Source organism: Kitasatospora purpeofusca, from assembly GCF_036010405.1.
GTDB lineage: Bacteria > Actinomycetota > Actinomycetes > Streptomycetales > Streptomycetaceae > Kitasatospora > Kitasatospora purpeofusca.
This window is the reverse complement of the sequence record NZ_CP108561.1, coordinates 8,341,759-8,358,138: the sequence shown is the minus strand read 5'-3', so window position 1 is coordinate 8,358,138 and position 16,380 is coordinate 8,341,759. Positions and strand designations below refer to the sequence as shown.

The 16,380-nt window shown below is 69.4% G+C and carries 7 protein-coding genes and 1 pseudogene; 3 read left to right on the top strand and 5 right to left on the bottom strand.

Annotated features, from left to right (window positions below; translation table 11 throughout):
* Positions 1-6,906, bottom strand: a complete 6,906-nt coding sequence (locus OG715_RS36345) for a polymorphic toxin-type HINT domain-containing protein (protein WP_266273019.1) — start codon at positions 6,904-6,906, stop codon at positions 1-3.
* A 658-nt stretch (positions 6,907-7,564) separates the two neighbouring features.
* On the opposite strand from OG715_RS36345, the gene OG715_RS36340 reads away from it, so the two are divergent.
* Positions 7,565-11,254 (top strand): RICIN domain-containing protein, encoded by a 3,690-nt coding sequence (locus tag OG715_RS36340; RefSeq protein WP_266273020.1) that lies wholly within the window; start codon positions 7,565-7,567, stop codon positions 11,252-11,254.
* A gap of 518 nt (positions 11,255-11,772) precedes the next feature.
* Here OG715_RS36340 and OG715_RS36335 read toward each other — a convergent pair.
* From OG715_RS36335 to OG715_RS36325, 3 genes and pseudogenes are all read right to left on the bottom strand, one after another.
* Entirely contained in the window at positions 11,773-12,252 is a 480-nt protein-coding gene (locus OG715_RS36335) for a hypothetical protein (protein ID WP_266273021.1), read from the bottom strand.
* Between the two features lie 156 nt (positions 12,253-12,408).
* Positions 12,409-12,546, bottom strand: a pseudogene (locus tag OG715_RS42540) (family 1 glycosylhydrolase); the annotation flags it as partial.
* Positions 12,547-13,156: 610 nt separating this feature from the next.
* Positions 13,157-13,891, bottom strand: coding sequence for a hypothetical protein (locus OG715_RS36325; protein WP_266273022.1), 735 nt, complete (start codon positions 13,889-13,891; stop codon positions 13,157-13,159).
* 433 nt (positions 13,892-14,324) lie between these two features.
* On the opposite strand from OG715_RS36325, the gene OG715_RS36320 reads away from it, so the two are divergent.
* On the top strand, positions 14,325-14,471 hold the full coding sequence (locus OG715_RS36320) for a hypothetical protein (RefSeq protein WP_407661057.1): 147 nt from the start codon (positions 14,325-14,327) through the stop codon (positions 14,469-14,471).
* Positions 14,472-14,582: 111 nt separating this feature from the next.
* On the opposite strand, the gene OG715_RS36315 is transcribed toward OG715_RS36320, so the two are convergent.
* A complete protein-coding gene (locus tag OG715_RS36315) occupies positions 14,583-15,512 on the bottom strand; it encodes a phosphorothioated DNA-binding restriction endonuclease (protein ID WP_266273023.1) in 930 nt (309 codons plus the stop codon).
* Between the two features lie 198 nt (positions 15,513-15,710).
* Here OG715_RS36315 and OG715_RS36310 point away from each other — a divergent pair, with 198 nt between their 5' ends.
* Complete coding sequence (locus OG715_RS36310; RefSeq protein WP_266273024.1) at positions 15,711-16,196, top strand: SitI3 family protein; 486 nt, start codon at positions 15,711-15,713, stop codon at positions 16,194-16,196.
* Positions 16,197-16,380 lie beyond the last annotated feature (184 nt).

Below are 16,380 nucleotides of genomic sequence, written 5' to 3'. Positions count from 1 at the left end.
TTACTCCTTGAGATAGTTCAGGTCGCCATCATAGGTCCCAATACGCACACCGCGGCGGTTGAACATCTTCCATCCCCCGGTGACATTGTGACCATCGACGTCAGGAGTGATGTAATTCTTGCCGTTTGAGAACACTTCCTGACCATGAGAGTCGAAGGGTGCTTTCTGGGCCGGAATTCGTGTCTTGTATCCCAGATTCGCAGCCAGATCGCGGGGGGTTGCGCCGTACAGTTCTTGATTCGCCGCGCTCCGGCCAGCAACTGAATCCGGGTGGTACGGATCGCCCTTCAGCGCAGGTGATGAAGTGTATCCCTCCGGCAAATCATTGCAGTTATGAACGAGGACCGGCGTGCTGCCAGCCAGTACATAGTACGTGTGGAGGTCATCGACCGTGAGGTCGTCGGCGCGCTGGGGGGTGGTGGTGTAGTTACGAGCGGCGAGGACGGTCAGGGTGTCGTGGTCGACGGTGGCGAGGCGGTGGCCCGGCTGGAGTTGTGCTGCCGGGGTCCAGCGTTGTGTGGTCTCGTCCCAGTAGGGGTGGTGGGCGGTCGAGACGATGGTGGTCGGCGTGCTTCCGTCGGTGACAGTGAGCTCGGTGAACTCCGTATCGTTCGGGGTGATGATCTTCGCGGTAACCGGCTTGGAGGCCGACTCACCAGTCTGGGGGTCGGACGACGCGACTGCATCGCCAGGCTTCACGTCCTCGATGGGGCGTGTGCTTCCGTCCGCCATCAGGACGAGGGTGTCGGGGGGGAAACTGTGGCGCTGGCATGCGGCTGCGGCGGCAAGCAGGTCATCCGCCTTGTTCTTCAGGTGGTTCGCCTTTGCCAGGTCGCCGATGGCAGGTACAGCTCCGACGACGTCCCATCCGAATTCGCCAAACTGCCCTTGGCCGAGGTGGGATGCAGCCGAGAGAGCGTCAGTTACGAAGCCGCCACCGACGAGGCCGAAACCGTCGGCGAAGTCTCCGGCCTTCTCGGCGATGGACTTCTTCTTGACGCCGTTGCCCCAGCCGTGCATTGACGCGTTGTTCTTGCTGACCTGGTCACTGATCCAGTTGCGCTTCGCAACGGGGCCGAGGGTCGCCGCGAGGCTCTCCTCGTAGTAGCGCTTCTGGGCGTTCTCGGGCGTGTAGGTCGAAGTGGTCTCGGCGGCGTTGCTCGTCGTGATCGTGCCCGCCGAGCCACAGTCGTAAAGGGTCCCGCATTCCTCGGACTTGTAGCCGCTGGGGTCACTCAGGTTGACCGGGTCGTTCTCGCTGTAGGCGTAGCCGTTCCACTGCTGCGGATCGGCGGGGTCGAGAATGGGGTCGGGGTTGATGAAGCGGCCACGGAGCGGGTCATACTGGCGGGCTCCGAGGTTGGTCAGCCCGGTGGCCTCGTCCTTGGTACCGCTGACGAAGCCCTTGCTGCCGGCCCAGTCGGAGGTCGCGGGCTGGTTGCCGCGTGGGTTGCCGAAGGGGTCGGTGGGGCGACGGGTGACGGTCTGGTTGGCGTCGGTGTTGATCTGGACGCCGTTGGTGCCGTGCGGGTCCGCGGCCTGGATGACGATGTTGCCGCCGCCGATGGCCGAGGTGACCCGCGTGTAGGTGAGTCCGCCTCCGCCCCCGATGGAGCGGACGTTGCTCAGGGCGCCGGTGGCCGTGTCGAGGGTGAGCTCGTCGGTGGGCAGGTTGAGCGTGGTCCGGCCGGGGTTGCGGCGGATGAGCTGGTTGCCGTCCGCGTCGTAGACGTAGCTCGTGGTTCCGGCCGCGCCGGTCGAGCTGATCGAGTCGAGCTTGCCCTCACGGTTCCAGGCCAGAGTTGCCGTGCCACCCGTGTCGGTGATCGCCGTGGGATTGCCCGCAGCGTCGTACTGGTAGCCGACGGCCCTGGTGCCGGCCGGGCCGGTGGCGGTGGAGGTCAGGAGGGCGTGCGGCCCGCCGGTTCCCCCGCCGGTGTTGGCGGCGTTGGTCGGGGTGTTGGTACTCCTCGCCGCCCCGAAGGTCTGGCTGGTGGTGGTGTCGTTGAACGCGTTGCCGGTGATGTCGCGCTGGACCTGTCCGGTCCGGTTGCCCGTCGCGTCGTAGCTGTAGGTGTTCCAGTACGGCGCCTGCCCACCGACGGTGCGCCCACCCGGTTCGACGGCGGCGGGGCCGTTGGCGTTGTTGCAGCTGCCAATGCCGGGAACGGTGGCGGAGCCACCGGTGCCGTGGGTGACGCCGTTGGAGTCGGTCCAGTCGGCGGTGGTGGAGGTGCCTCCGGTGTCGGTCCAGGCTCCCGTCAGCCGTCCCAGGTGATCGTAGGTGTAGCACTGGGTGTCGGTCGCGGAAGCGTCCTGGACGTCCGTGACGGAGGTGATCCGGCCGGACGGGGTGTAGGTGTAGGTGGTCTGGTCGACCGAGGCGGTTCCGAGCTGCCGGTCCAGGAAGGAGTTGATGACCCGTCCAGTGGCCCAGTCGTACTGCTGGGTGGAAACGACCTGGGTACCGTAGTCGCCGACCGTTGTCCGGATCGGGCGGGCGAGGGCGTCGTAGTCGACCTGGGCGACGACGGCCTGCTCGAGGCTGGCGGATCCGACAAGGAGGCCGGTGATGGTCCGGCCGTAGGTGATCGACTCCGCCGGGAGCCCGCCTGCGGCGGGGACGGCCGTCTCGGTGACGGCACCCAGGACCGGGCTGTAGCTGTTGGTGGTGGTGTAGGTGCCGGCGAGCGGTCCTTCCGCGGCCGGGATGGTGATGGAGGCGCCGAGCGCCCGGTAGCCGGTGTCGTACCCGGTCACAGCCGTGGTGTAGGCCGCGCCCTCACTACCGCCGACGTAGCGGGTGGAGGCCGTGGCCTGTCCCTTGGCGAGGGTGTCGTAGGTCCAGGCCGCCAGCTGGTTCGCGGGCGTGACGCTGTCGCCGTACGTGCCGGTCTTGCGGCCGAGCAGGTCGTAGGTGTAGGCGAGGGTGTTGCCCTTGGCATCGACCGTGCGGTCGATGCGCGAGTTGACGTCGTAGAACACCTGGCTCAGACCGGTGTCCGGGTCCGACGCCGAGACCTTGCGCCCTCGCAGGTCGTACGTGGTGGTCCAGGTGTTGCCGCTACTGTCGGTGCGGGAAGCGGGCTGGCCGGTGGGCGTGTAGGTGTAGGTAGTGACGTCCGCGTCGGCGGGGTTGCCGGTCGCGGTCGGGGTGCGGTACTGCCACAGGGCGGTCGCCCGGCCCCGTGCGTCGGTCACTGACGAGGCCGGCATGCCGCCGCTGGGCGGGACGGTGTCGGTCCGGTCGGCACCGGGGTAGGCGGTGGTGGCGGCCCACTGGGGGTTGCCGTAGGAGCGGAACTCCGCCTGCACGACGCGCCCGTTGCCGTCGTAGGTGTTCCACGTCTGGCCCGGGATCTGGCCGTCGGCCGCCGGTACGAAGATCGACGTGGTGGGGAAGGACTTCTCCTCGTAGTAGGCGGAGGAGGTCTTGATGGCCCAGCCGTGCGTGTCGTAGACGGTGTCGGTGATCAGTCGCCCGGTCGGCCGGGCGTCGCTGGTGCGCTGGCTCTGGCGGGCCCGGCCTAGGCCGTCGTAGAGGTCGACGTTGACCGCGAACGTGGCCGCGTCGTCGTTGAGCGACTCCGTGGTGACAGCAGACGGTCCCGCGGTGCCCTTGAGCTCGTAGGTGAACCTGCGGCTCGGCAGGTCCGAGGTCGGACGGTCCGGCGCCCAGACGGCGGTGAGCCGTCCCAGGGCGTCGTACTGCGCCGTGATGACGCGGCCGTTGGCGTCGGTGCTGGTCAGCGCGGACCCGCGGGCCGGGTCGAGCGTGGTGGTGGTCGTCCAGTCCGCGCCCATCGGGCCGGTGGTCTGCACCTGGGTCGGAAGGGCGCCGGTGGCGGGGGTGGTCGCTGTGGTCGTGACCGTCGGGGTGACGGACGGGCCGCTCAGCTGCGTTCCGGCGTTGTTGTAGGTGGAGCCGTCGGTGGTGGCCGTGGTCCGGGTCCGACCGTAGACGTCGAACGTCGCGCTGCCGCCGTGGGCGTAGACCGGGTTCCCGGCCTGGTCGAAGTGGTCGAGGATCAGGTTGCCGGTCGAATCGCCGGTCGGGCCGGCCCGGCCGAAGGGCCTGCCGTCGTAGAGCGTGCGGCCGCTGGACAGGGTGTTGGCCGAGGTGGCCTTAGCACCGCAGGGCCCCTGGAGCGTGGTTCGCTCGGAGACGAGCGTGAGCAGCTGCGGGTTGTCGCTCGTCGCGTAGCCGGTGGTGGTGCAGAGTTCGGGGGTGGCGGTGGTGCCGTCGCCCTTGTCGTCGACCTTGACGACGCGGTTGCCGTTGGCCGGCTCGCTGGTGGTGACCGTGGTGGTGGTGCGCCAGCTGCCGTCGGCGAGCCTGACTCTGGTGATGCTGGTGGTCTCGGAGTCCGGGCGCCAGGCGAGGAGCTGGGGTGCCCCGGCGCTCTGGGCGTGGGTCGCGGACTTCTGCTGCCCGTTGTAGGTGCTTCCGGAGACCGCGACCACGCTGCCGTCGGCCCGGTCGAAGGTCTCCGTGGCGACGACGCGGCCGGAGAGCTGAGCACTGTCGGTCACGGTACCGCCGAGCGGGCTCGTTACCGGGGGCACGGTGCGCAGGGTCTTGCCGTCGGCGAGGTAGTCGCCGACCATGCCCCGCAGGTAGGTGACCTTCTGCTGGGTCTTGGGCGCCTCGCTGCTGTCGCCGCTGCCGGTCGTGGTGGTCACCGACTGGTAGCCGCGGAACTGGTTCCAGGTCCGGGTCTTGGGGTCGGTGAACTCCGCGTCGTTGCGGTGCCAGGCCGCCCCGCCGTTGTAGGTGTACTCGGTCACCCGGGAGACGCTGGGGGAACTGACGAGGTCCTGCTCGACGACAGTCTTCACCAGGGGCTTGTCGAACCAGTCGTTGACCGGGTCGGGCGAGGACTGACCCGGCAAGTACCACTTGATCGGTATACAGGCCAGAGAGTTGTTGTCCTCGGAGGCCGGCATGCGGTTCTCGACCCGGGAGCACTGGGGATCGGTGTAGACGACGTCGATGCGCCCGCCCGTCTCGGTCGTGATGCCCTGGATGCGTGGGCGCATGAACATCTTCTCGGCCGGGACGAGACCGTCGACACGGTTGGCCCGCATCTTGTACTCGAACAGCACCAGGGGCAGGTTCTTGACCTCCGCCTGGCCGTTGCTCGGAACCCGCTGGACCGAGTCGAGCTGCAGCAGACGCTTGGTGCCGTCACCGGGGTCGGCGAGCTGCTGGTTGAGGTTCCAGGTGTCGACGGTCCGATAGGCGGCGTCGACCAGGACCTGCGTGGTGATCGTGGTCAGGCGCTTGGTGGTGAAGAACGTCGGCGCGGAGTTGACGCAGGTGTTGTCGGTGCAGATCTGGTCGATCGGGGTGTCGGGCCAGGCGGCGGCGTTGGCCGTGGTGCGCTGCGCCTCGGCACAGGTGATCGACCCGTTGGGTGTGCAGCGTTCGGCGACGGCGAACTGCACCCGCGCGGCTGGCTTGGCCTTGCCCTTGGCCGCCTTCTGCTCGTCCAGGCGCTGGCCGTAGGCGATCTCCGTGAGGTACCCGGACCGCTGGTAGTCCGTGAGGACGCCCTTGCCGCCGCTCTGGACGTTGCCGCGCTTGTACTTGTTGCCCTCGGTGGCGTACTTGTAGGTGATCAGGTTGCCGTGCGGGTCCACGACGTGGTCGAGCTGCCAGCGCCATGCCATCTGGCACCAGGAGTTCTTGCCGGTACCGGAGTTGTAGCAGGGGTCGCCGCTGTTCGGCGAGTACACCGGCTCGGTCAGCACGGAGTTCGCAGCCGGGTCGCCGGCGTCACCGCCCGGCAGGTGGTTGAGGCCGAAGTAGTACTGGACGCCGTCCGGGGTCGTGATCCGCCAGTACTCCATGCCCTGGTAGGCGATGTCGCCGGCGGCCTTGGGGGCCCCGGTGAGCTGCTCGACCTTGGTGCCGTCGTCGTTCTCCAGGTGCCAGACGCCGCTCGCGTCGTCGCGCACGATGGCACCCGAGTGGCCGCTCAGCGAGAGCGTGGCGTTCTGCCCGCCCCAGCACTGGTCCGGCGAGCCGGTGATACCGGCCTTGTCGCACGACTTGTAGGACCGCTCGATGAAGCCGGGCTCGTATCCCCAACCGTCGCCGATCCAGGAGGGCTGGGCATTCGAGGCCGAGGTCTTGCCGTCGACGTCGGCGGAGTTGTAGCCGAGTGCCACCGGCGGGGTAGAACCGCCGAGAGCGGGCGGCACCTGGATCGGGTAGCCGTAGGTGAAGTTGCCCGAGTTCGACCCGGCGCTCCAGGCCGAAGACGGGGAGAGGGACGTCGCCTTGTAGTTGCCCAGGGACCCCGAGGGCGAGGGCGCGGCAGCGAGAACCACCGAGCCGCCGCCGGAGCCGGACGGGGCAGCGGCAGCGAGCGCCCGGGAGGACATGGAGTCCGTGCTGAATGACGCCTTGACGGCGCCGTTGTGCTGCGCAGAGGCCTGCGCGGGCGGCAGCGTGACCTCGGCGGTGATCCCACCGCGGCCGTCGGCCTTCGAGGCGACCGGTGTCTGCGTCCGGCACTCGGGCATGTCCGGGGCGGTGAGGGCACAGGCCGGCAGGGCGACGAGTTCGGCGCGTTCGGACCACCCGGCCGCCTGCAGCGCCTTCAGGTCGAGGGTGACGTTCGCCGTGCGCCCCCCGCTCCCGTCGGAACCTGCGTCGCTCAGGGCCACGAGCGGACCGGTGACACCGGCGGCCGTGCCCTTGTCCTGCGCGGTGACCTGAACGGCGACCGCACGGGCGCTTTCGTCCGGGTCACTACCGGGCGCGACCCTGACAGCCAGGTTTCCGGCCTTCGTGCCGACCGCCCCGCCGGAGGCGGGCGAGGCGCCCCCGGTGGCGGCGCGCGCGGCCGAAGCCTCGGGGCTCTCCGCTCCGAGCGTCACCACTGCGGTGCCGGTCACCAATGGGGCAGCCGGCTCCGGCTTCCACGCGGGCGCCTTGGCCACAGGGGGTGCCGTCGGGCTGACGTCCCGCCCCTTGACCGGAACGGTCTTGTCACCCAGCGGTGTGTTCGGGGGTGTCCAGACCTTCCCCTTCGGAGTGGGATAGGTCCATGCAAGTGCCGGTGGTGCGGTCACCGCAGTCATCGCCAGGGCGACCACTGCCGCTACTACGGGTGACCGCCATCGGTGTCCCGCTGGTCTTCCGGCCCGTATACGGGCAGGCCAAGCCATCGTCAGATCTCCTCGTGGATTCACTGCCATGACACCGAGGCACACAGCCGTGTCATGGTCGACGTGACGATATGTGCAGGAGCTGACACGAAGCTGCCTGCCGGAACATCACAGTCGAGATGTTTATGAAGTCTTGATCTCAAAAACGCCCACACAACGGACATTTAGCCACAATGATGTCGCCCGTTTGACGTACCCCCAGGTCAGGGCACATCGTTCCCCTCCGAACGGACACAGCAGTGTCGCGCCGACCTGGAGGAAGCGCCGAATCGCCATGGCAGTCGCATCACGTAGAGCTACATCTTCGCCATCTTCTTCATCGAGACGCCTGAACCCTCTTCGCCTCACCGCCCTCGCGACCGGCTGCGCCCTGAGCCTGGCAACGTTGTCCGCGCCCGCCGCGATGGCTGCGGCTCCGACTCCCGCCGCCGGTTCGCAGCACGGTCCGACGGCCGGCCTGGCCCCGCTCGTCCCCTCGAAGCCGGCTCCGCCGCGCACGGCCGAGCAGCAGGCGACCCTGGACGCGATTACCAAGGCCAGGTCGACCGGCAAGCCCGTCACCGTCGAGGCGCTGACCACCGAGGTCTCGACGACCACCGCCAATCCCAGTGGGACGCTGACCACGACCGACAACGCGCAGACCGTACGGACGAAGCGCGGAGGGGCCTGGGCGGACATCGATCCCGCGCTGCGGGCCAACGCCGACGGGACTCTGAGCCCGGCCGTGTCGACGGTCGGGCTGAGGTTCTCCGGCGGCGGCACCGGACCGATGGCCACCGTCACCACCGACGACGGCAAGAGCCTCGCCGTCAAGGCGCCGTTCCCGCTGCCCAAGCCGTCGGTGTCCGGCGCCGACGCCGTGTACACCGATGTCCTTCCCGGTGTCGACCTGCGTCTGAGCGCCCTGCCCCAGGGCGGCTGGCGGGACGTCATCGTCGTGCGCACCAAGGAGGCCGCCGAGAGCCCGGCCCTGAAGTCACTGACCTTCCCGGTGTCCGCACAGGGCCTTTCCGTGTCCGCCGACCAGGCCGGTGGTATCACGGTCGTCGACGACCGGGGCTCCATACGCTTCCGCTCCCCAGCACCCCTCCAGTGGGACTCCAGCAAGCCCGCCGCTTCCCCCGCCACCGCAGAGCGGGCCACGCGGTCCGTCGCCCGGACGGCGCTCTCGGCTGCACCCGCGGGCACAGGCACGGAGGGCGTCACCGGAACCCCGTCGATCGCGGAGGAGCCGGGCGACGGCGCCAACGTCGCGGTGATGGCCACCAAGGTCACGCCTGCGGCGATCGAGCTCACCCCGAACCCGGGCGCCCTGGGATCGGGTGACGGCCCGTGGTACCTCGACCCCTCCCTGGTGGAGGCGACCAGCTCCTCCCAGGGCTCGGTGGAGGTGCAGGAGAACCACAAGGGATCCGAGAACTTCAACAAGAAGTCCAACCTCGCCACCGGCTACTGCGGCTACCGCAGCAGCGATCCGAACCTGGACTGCGGGACGCTCGGCCGCCAGCGCGCCTACTTCCAGTTCGGCATCAACCCGGCCCTCTACACCAAGCCGAGCGGCGCGGACAGCGCCCCGACCATCTACAGCTCCACCCTCAATGCCCAGGTCACCGCAGCCTCCAGCCCCGGGACCAACACACCCTTCGTGGTCTACTCCGCCCCCGGCCCGATCCACGAGCACACCAGCTGGAACAACCAGCCCTGCGGCACCGACGGCAGGGTCGTCATGCAGAACTGCCCTGCTGTGAGCGACACCGAGTCGCTGACCGGCACCGGCCCGCTGGCCTTCGACGTCACCGAGACGATGAAGCAGGCGATCGGAGGCCAGTGGCCCTCGTGGGCCGCGGTGATCGCACCCCAGGGCAGTGAGTTCGAGAAGCTCTACCGGCACCACCTCGCCAGCAATCCCTCGATCACCACGACCTACGACATCGCCCCGACGATCTGGTACCCGCGGACCTCGCCCGCGCCCGGCTTCGCCGGCAACAACAGCACCGCCGAGTGCACCAGCGGCGGCACCCAGCCCTGGGACAACCCCGGCTGGGTCGGCAGCAACCAGAACATCTACCTCACCGCCAACAGCTGGTCCCCCGCCGGGCAGCCCCTCTACACCGGCTACCAGATGTGGGACGACAACGACCCCAACTTCAGTGCGGTGCCCGGATCATGGGGCGGAAGCTACAACGACCCCGGGCCCACGGCGGGTGTCGGCTCCCTGTCCGACGGCCACCAGTACGGCTGGCTCGCCCGCTCCACCGACGAGCTCCTCACCTCGCCCTCCAGTGCCTGGTGCTACTTCCGGGTGGACAGGACCAACCCTCGCGTCAGCATCAGCTCGACGGACTTCCCGCCGTCCGGCACCCCCAACCCCAGCCCGGCCAAGTACATGAACGACTGGGGCAGGTTCTGGATCAACGGCGAGGACCCCGCGCCCGGCGCGGGTCTGCAGGCCTCCGGCATCGCCTGCCTGCGGGTCAGCACCGACCCGACCCCCGTCGTCGGCTGGCGCTGCGGCCAGAACAACACCGTCTCGCCCGGGCAGCCCTACGACTTCCAGCCGCGCCGCTGGGGCACCAACACCCTTTACGCGTGGGCCATGGACAACGCCGGCAACTACAGCCAGCCGGCCGTCTACAACTTCTACGCCCCGTGGAAGCCCGGCACCCAGCCGCTCTTCGGCGACGTCACCAACGACCAGCAGCCGGACATCGTCCTCACCGACAAGAGCGGTGACCTGCGGATCATCGGCGGCACCGTCGACCCGATGAACTCCCTGGTCGCCCCCGCCGCGGCGGCACCCGGCAACCTCCAGTACGGCGCGACCTGGGCCGACTACCAGATCAGCCACCACGGCGCCCTCCTCGCCGGCCAGGCCGTCGACCAGCTCGTCGTCCACTACACCGGAGCCTCGGACGAGCTGAGGAAGGTGCTCTACGTCATCCCCAACGACGGCACCGGACGGTTCGACCAGACCACCCCGATCGCCCCGACCCGGCCCACCAGCTGCAAGGTCTACGGCACCACCACGGCGTGCCCCGGCTACAGCAGCAGTACCGGCTGGAGCAACGTCTCCCAGGTGATCGCCTTCGGCACTCCCAAGGGCGAGGCCGTCGGCCCCAAGGTCGGCGACCCGACGAAGACGGTCTTCACCACCCAGACGTCGATCATGACCCTGGAGAACAACGAGCTCTACGTCTTCACCCCCGCCGGAAACCTCCTCACCGGCGCGACCCTGATCCCCACCGCCTCCGGCAGCTGGAGCGACTACGAGCTCCTGAACCCCGGCGCGGCGAACGGCGCCACCACCAACCCCCTCACCAAGGCGAACGCGAACCAGACCACCCTCTGGGCACGCAACCGCAGCGACGGCAACATCTACGCCTACCCACTGGCCTGGAACGCCGACGGCACGGTCGACTACACGGCTCTCACCAAGCCCGACTCCGGCACCCTGATCCTCTCCGGGTCCGGACTCCTTCCGAGCAGCCACCCGCGCATCGGCGCCGGTGACCTCAACAACGACGGCTACCCCGACCTCTGGGTCGTCGACAACACCAATGCCATCGCTGTCTTCCCCGGAAAGAGCAGCGACGGCACCGCGAACAAGGTCGACGGCTTCGACAACTGGCAGCTCGTCGGCTACGCCGACGCGAGCGTCTCCGTGCACCCCAACAGCGTGAGCTGGCAATGCCTGGACGCCATCGGCGGACCCCGCGACGGCGCCGAAGCCGCCATCTACAACTGCTGGCAGACCGCCAACCAGCGGTTCAGCTTCGCCACCGACGGCACCATCCGGGCCGGAAGCTACTGCCTGTCCACCAAGGACAACGTCCTCGGCAACGGCGCCCCCGTCGTCCTCGCGACCTGCACCGGCAAGACCGGCCAGAAGTGGGCGATGCGACCCGACGGCCGGATCTACCTGCCCGCCACCGTCGACCCCGCCGACAGCCCCGCCGGCAAGTGCCTCGAACTCCCGGGCTGGGCCACCGACCAGGGCACCCGCGTCGGGATCTGGGACTGCCCCGGACTGCAGGCCAACCAGCAGTGGACCCTCCAACCGGAACGCAATCCGTAGCACTGACCTTGACCATGCAGCAGCAGGGCGGGGAAGCCGAGGGCGGCTTCCCCGCCCTGCTGCCATGGTGACGGCGTGTCGACCAGGGCGCATTGGTGTCCCGCCATGAACCGGAATCCGCCAGTCGCTTGTCTCCGACCTGACCATTCACCGGAGCCGAAGCCCAGTCACTTCGGTTCGGACCCACTCGTGATCCACCGCGCACGGCGCCCACAGCATTGCCTCGCGACAGTATTTGCGGCTTCTGATGCATTCCGGGCGCAGACCGTAATTGCGAGATCAGGATCGACCACCGCAAGCCGCACAGGGCCGAGGTGTCCTGGGCCGGGGTCCTGCGTTCCCTCTCTTCCCGAGCGCAGGCCGACTCGCGGCCGGCTGGTCATCGGCGATCACCGCGCGAGTCCGGTCAGGGCGATCCGCACGGTCGTGCCCGGCACTGCCTCTTCGCAATGGACGAAGGCCACGCAGCGGTTCTGACAGTCGCTGGGGACGCAGCCGCAGAACCGCACTCACGCAGATCAGTCCTCTTCCATCCCCGCCATCCCGCTCACCTCTGCGATTCCCTCCACCGTCGCACGGTCGCCCGCCCGCCGGCCTTCAACGACGTCGAACCTGTCACGCAGTTGGCGCAGGCGGGTTGGGTCGGAGGCGACCTCCGGCGGTACGAGCGACATGGCCCCCTTGACCCACTCACCGTCACCGAGGTCGGCCACCACGCGGTCGGCGCGGTCCTCATGCCCAGGTGCCAGGGCACCGAGCAGGCCGAGGAGAACGAGCAGTTCGCGCTGCAGCGCAGGTGTGAACAGCTCCCGCTCCTCGTCGTCCAGCTTCACCTCGATCCGCCCACCGCCGAGTTCGGCATAGCCGCACAGAAGGTCCCTCAGAAGCTTGAACTGCGGCTCGGGCATCAGGAGCTGGAGCGACTCGAGGTAGAGCCTCAGTCGCAGCGCCTGTTCCGACAGGTTGGCATCGCCTCCCCCGTGCTTGCCGTCAGCCACCCGAACCCTCCCTGATGTGTCAGCCGACCGGCGTCACCGCCGCCAGCAGCCACCCGATGGTACGGGGACCCTCAGCCCGTCGAACAGGCCCGCCATGACAGGCAGACCGTAGCCGCCAGTCACGAGCTTAATCAACTCAACTATTTCGCAGCAGAGTTACCGGCCCCGCTTCACATCCCGCGCCCGGTGGGCGGCGATCAGGTGGCGGTACCAGGTGTACGAGGCCCTCGGGGTGCGCCGCTGGGTGTCGAAGTCGACGTGGGCGAGGCCGAAGCGTTGGTGGTAGCCCTCGGCCCGTCGAACAGGGTGTCATTCTAGTCGTGACCCTCTGCAGCCCCGCTGCCGCCCGGCTATCTGCGCCTCGCGGCGTCCCCAGCAGCGATGTGCAGCAGAGGCGCCCCGACCGTCGGCGCGGCGGAACTGAACCCCTTGACCCCCAAGTCAAGGGGACAACCATTGTCGGCAGCCGGGGCCTTCAGGCCTCGGCTCTATTGCTGCTCAACTATGCTGAAAACATTAGCCGTTGACGCTCACCGTGAAGATCCACGGTCGATCGGACTCGAGCCCACGCGATGCCCAGTCGGGTTCAAGTTCGTACATTGATGCCCGGTATCGCCCACGGGCGCTCATGAGCTCCCACCGGGTGCGCGGTCACAACCGGACCCCAGGTGGTCACCAGGGCCCCGGACCGGTCTTGGTCACTGCAAGTAGCAATAATCTGTCGTCCCTTCAGTCAGGCCCGCCGAACCGAATCGGTTCGGCGGGCCCGGCCGTCATGCGCGCGGCGTCACTGGAGTGGACGCTGCCCGCCGATGGTGCCGTGGACCGTGCCGAACGCACCGGGCTGCGCCATCCGGAGCAGTGGAGTCCGCCGGCACGGGCGCCGTGCCCGGGCCGGCGCCGGTCAGTGGCTCGTTCCCTCCGGCACCTCCGGTGGCGCGATGATGCGCCGGACGGCCGCAGGGGTGCGGACGCCGGCGCGGGCGGTCCGCTCGCGGCACCAGGAACGGCCGGCCCGGGAGGTGGAGCGCCAGGAGGTCGCGAAGTGGCGACGCGCCAGCCAGGGCCGCAGCAGGATAGGGAGCTCCTGCGGGTACGGGATGCGGTGGCAGGTGTCGGCGACGGCCTCGACGGCGGCCCAGTCCGGACCGCCTCCGGCCCGGACGCCGGCCCGGTCCGGGCCAGTGACGGCGCCCAGGATGTCCTCGAACCCGGCCGTCAGCATGGCGTCGCACCAACCCGGCACCCCCGCCCGCTGCCGGGCGGCGGTGCCGGGAAGCGGGTTCGGATCGGATCCGGCCCGGCGCGCGGCGAGGGCGGCGTCCAGTCCGGCCGCCGCCGAGGCCCCGGCGAACTCCCGCACCGTCGCCGCCAGCCAGGCCCGCCCGATGGGGTCGGCCGCCCACCAGCCGGCGGCCGGCGCCGCCCATCCCTCCGCCCCGGCCCCGCGCGCTGTCCGGACGGCGAGGCAGACGCCCGCGACTCCGGCGACGAAGCGGCCCGCCTCGGCGAACCCGGGCGCCAGCCCGAACTGCGCCGCTTCCGCGTCCTGCACTCCGTGACGCGCCGCCGCGCGGATGGCGAGGTGCCCACGGACGGTGCACTGCCACAGGGCTCGCCCGACGTCTGCACCGGCCACGGCGGTCTCCTCGGCTTCCTCGTCGTCATCGGCCCGGCCGGCCCCGGGCGGGCCACCGTGCGCGCCGTGCGCGGGGTGTCCCCGCGCCGGTTCAGCGCAGTCGGTAGGTAGATCGGCGTGTCCCACGGTATCTCTCCCCGTTCGGCCTGCTGGAGGAGGTAGTAGAGCCGGTGGTTCCCGTTGTCGACAGTCCGTCCGTCGCTGAGCAGCGAGGCGTACATGCCGTCCTTGGGACGGAAGACGGCGTCCAGCAGCTTGCCCTTCCCGGCCAGGCTCCTGGCCTGCGCCGGCCTCCCGTCGCTCTCCGCGTCTCCCGGGACAACGTCCCGGAAGGTCAGGCCCCGGAGGTCGGCCACCGTGCCGTTGGCGGCGGGCGCCTGCGTAGGACGTTCCGCGCGAACCAGCTGAACTTCGGATCCGCAACACCTACAAGGTGCTGCTGACGCGGGGGATGATCGGCACGGTGGTGTACTCGACGGGCCCGGAGACGCGCGCCAAGCTGCGGGAACTGGTCGCCGGGCAGCAGGTGGGACGGATCGAGATGAAGCAGAGCCACCCACGGCCGATGACCGCTCACTGATTCCGGGCGGGACACACGGTGCCGTCCAGTCTGCACGGTCGGGAACGGGCCACTCGAAGTGGAGTTGGACGGCGCACGGTCGCTGACAAGTCAGCGACCGTGCAACCTCTGTCAGCCCGAATGCGCCGGGGCCAGGGGCGCCCGGGCCTCACCCCGGAAGACCTGTTCGGTGTGCCACTGCCGGTGCCGGCCCGCGACCGGAGGAACCCCCGATTGCGGGCCGATGAGTGGCCGTCCGGCCAGGGCAAGGACGTGCTGCCTGCTGGCCTCGCTGCGCCCGACGAAACGCTGGGAGACGAGTATGCGACGGCCCTCCCCCAGGCCCAGGACGCCCTTGTCGAAGAGCTTGTGGTGCAGGGAGCACAGGCACAGGCCGTTGTCGACCTCGTCCGGCCCATCGTACGACCACCAGCGCACGTGTGCCGCCTCCAGGCCGACCGTGCTCGCGCCCAGCATCCCGTCGTAGCCGCAGAAGGCGCACTGGAACTCGTAGGCGGTCAGGACGAGTTCGCGCATCCGCCGGTCCCGCTGCCGTCGCGCCGCCCGCCCCGTCCCGCCCGGGCCACCGGTCACGTCCGCGGTCTCGACCGGGTCCAGGTCGAGGCCGACGGCTTCGCACAGGTCGGCGTGCAGTGACGGCGGGAAGTGGAAGTCCAGGAGCACTCGCGCCAGACGGCCCAGCAACGCCGGTTCCTTCTGCAGAGCCGTCCGCAGCTCGGGCGCGAGCCGTCCGGTCGCGCCACTGGAGCGCAGGACCCGCACGCCACTTCCCGGGCTTCCGAGACCCTGGTCGGTCCTGACCTCCCAGACGCCGTCACTGACCAGATGGTGGAACGGGTACGCGGGAGTGGTCGGATGGGACGGCCCGTACTCCTCCAGCAGCCGCTTCAACTCCTGCTCGACAGCGCTGTACCGCAGTTCGCCGTCGGCATCGCGCTGGAAGCTGCCCAACGCGTACAGCAGCAGCAACGGTTTGTGCGGCGCCCGAACGTCGTTGCTCGTCCACCGTCTCAACTTCGCCACCCGCTCCAGCCAGTCCATGGCCGTCAAGGGTATTCCGCAGCACCGACGCTGCCTCAGCTGAGGGGCTTCATGGCAACGGGTCCCTACCTGTGTGCAACCGGCCCTCAAGGCCCAGCTCCACGACTGGCCGATCGAAGGGCTCCAGGAGGCCGTGGTGATCGACCGGCAGGGCAATATCCTGCATCTACCCCTAGCGCATCCGAACGGATCCCAGCCATGTCGATCTCCCACAGCTTCAACCTGGCCACGCCACTGTCGGTCGCCGAGGTGGCCGACGTGCTGGACGACGTCGCGCGGGGCGCCAGGCTGTTCGATTCGACCACGGCGGCGGCCGACCTGCTCACCGACGGCGTCGTCACCGGGTACGGCACCTGGATCCGGATGTTCGCCCCCAACCCCAGGCCGTGGAACCCGCTGGTCACCGACCTCCACATCACCCCGACCGTCTCGGTGGCCTTCCGGCTGGACAAGACCACCGACCTGTCGGGGCAGGAGGACGACGTCGTCCGGGTGGTCGCGGGCCTCCTGGACCGGGTCCCGGGCGACGCGGTGCTCCAGTACCACTACGAGGTCGTCTGGCTCCTGCGGCGCGGCGGCCGGCTCAGCCTCAACGAGCGGGACGACCTCTGGCCGCCCGACCGCCTGGCCGTCGTCCCCCGCCCCTTCACCCGCGAGACGCACGTCTTCTCCGACGAGGACTGATCCCGCGCCCTGCGCACCGACGCCGACGGCACGGCGGGGATCAGAGCAGGCCGAGGGCTGGCATCAGGCAGTAGAAGGGCGGGCCAAGACGGCGTACATCGGGCCTTGATGGACCAGCTGGGCTGCGGCAACTGGTGACTGCCCGGCTGGCTGGACCGCCGTCTGCCCCACCTCCACGTCGAAG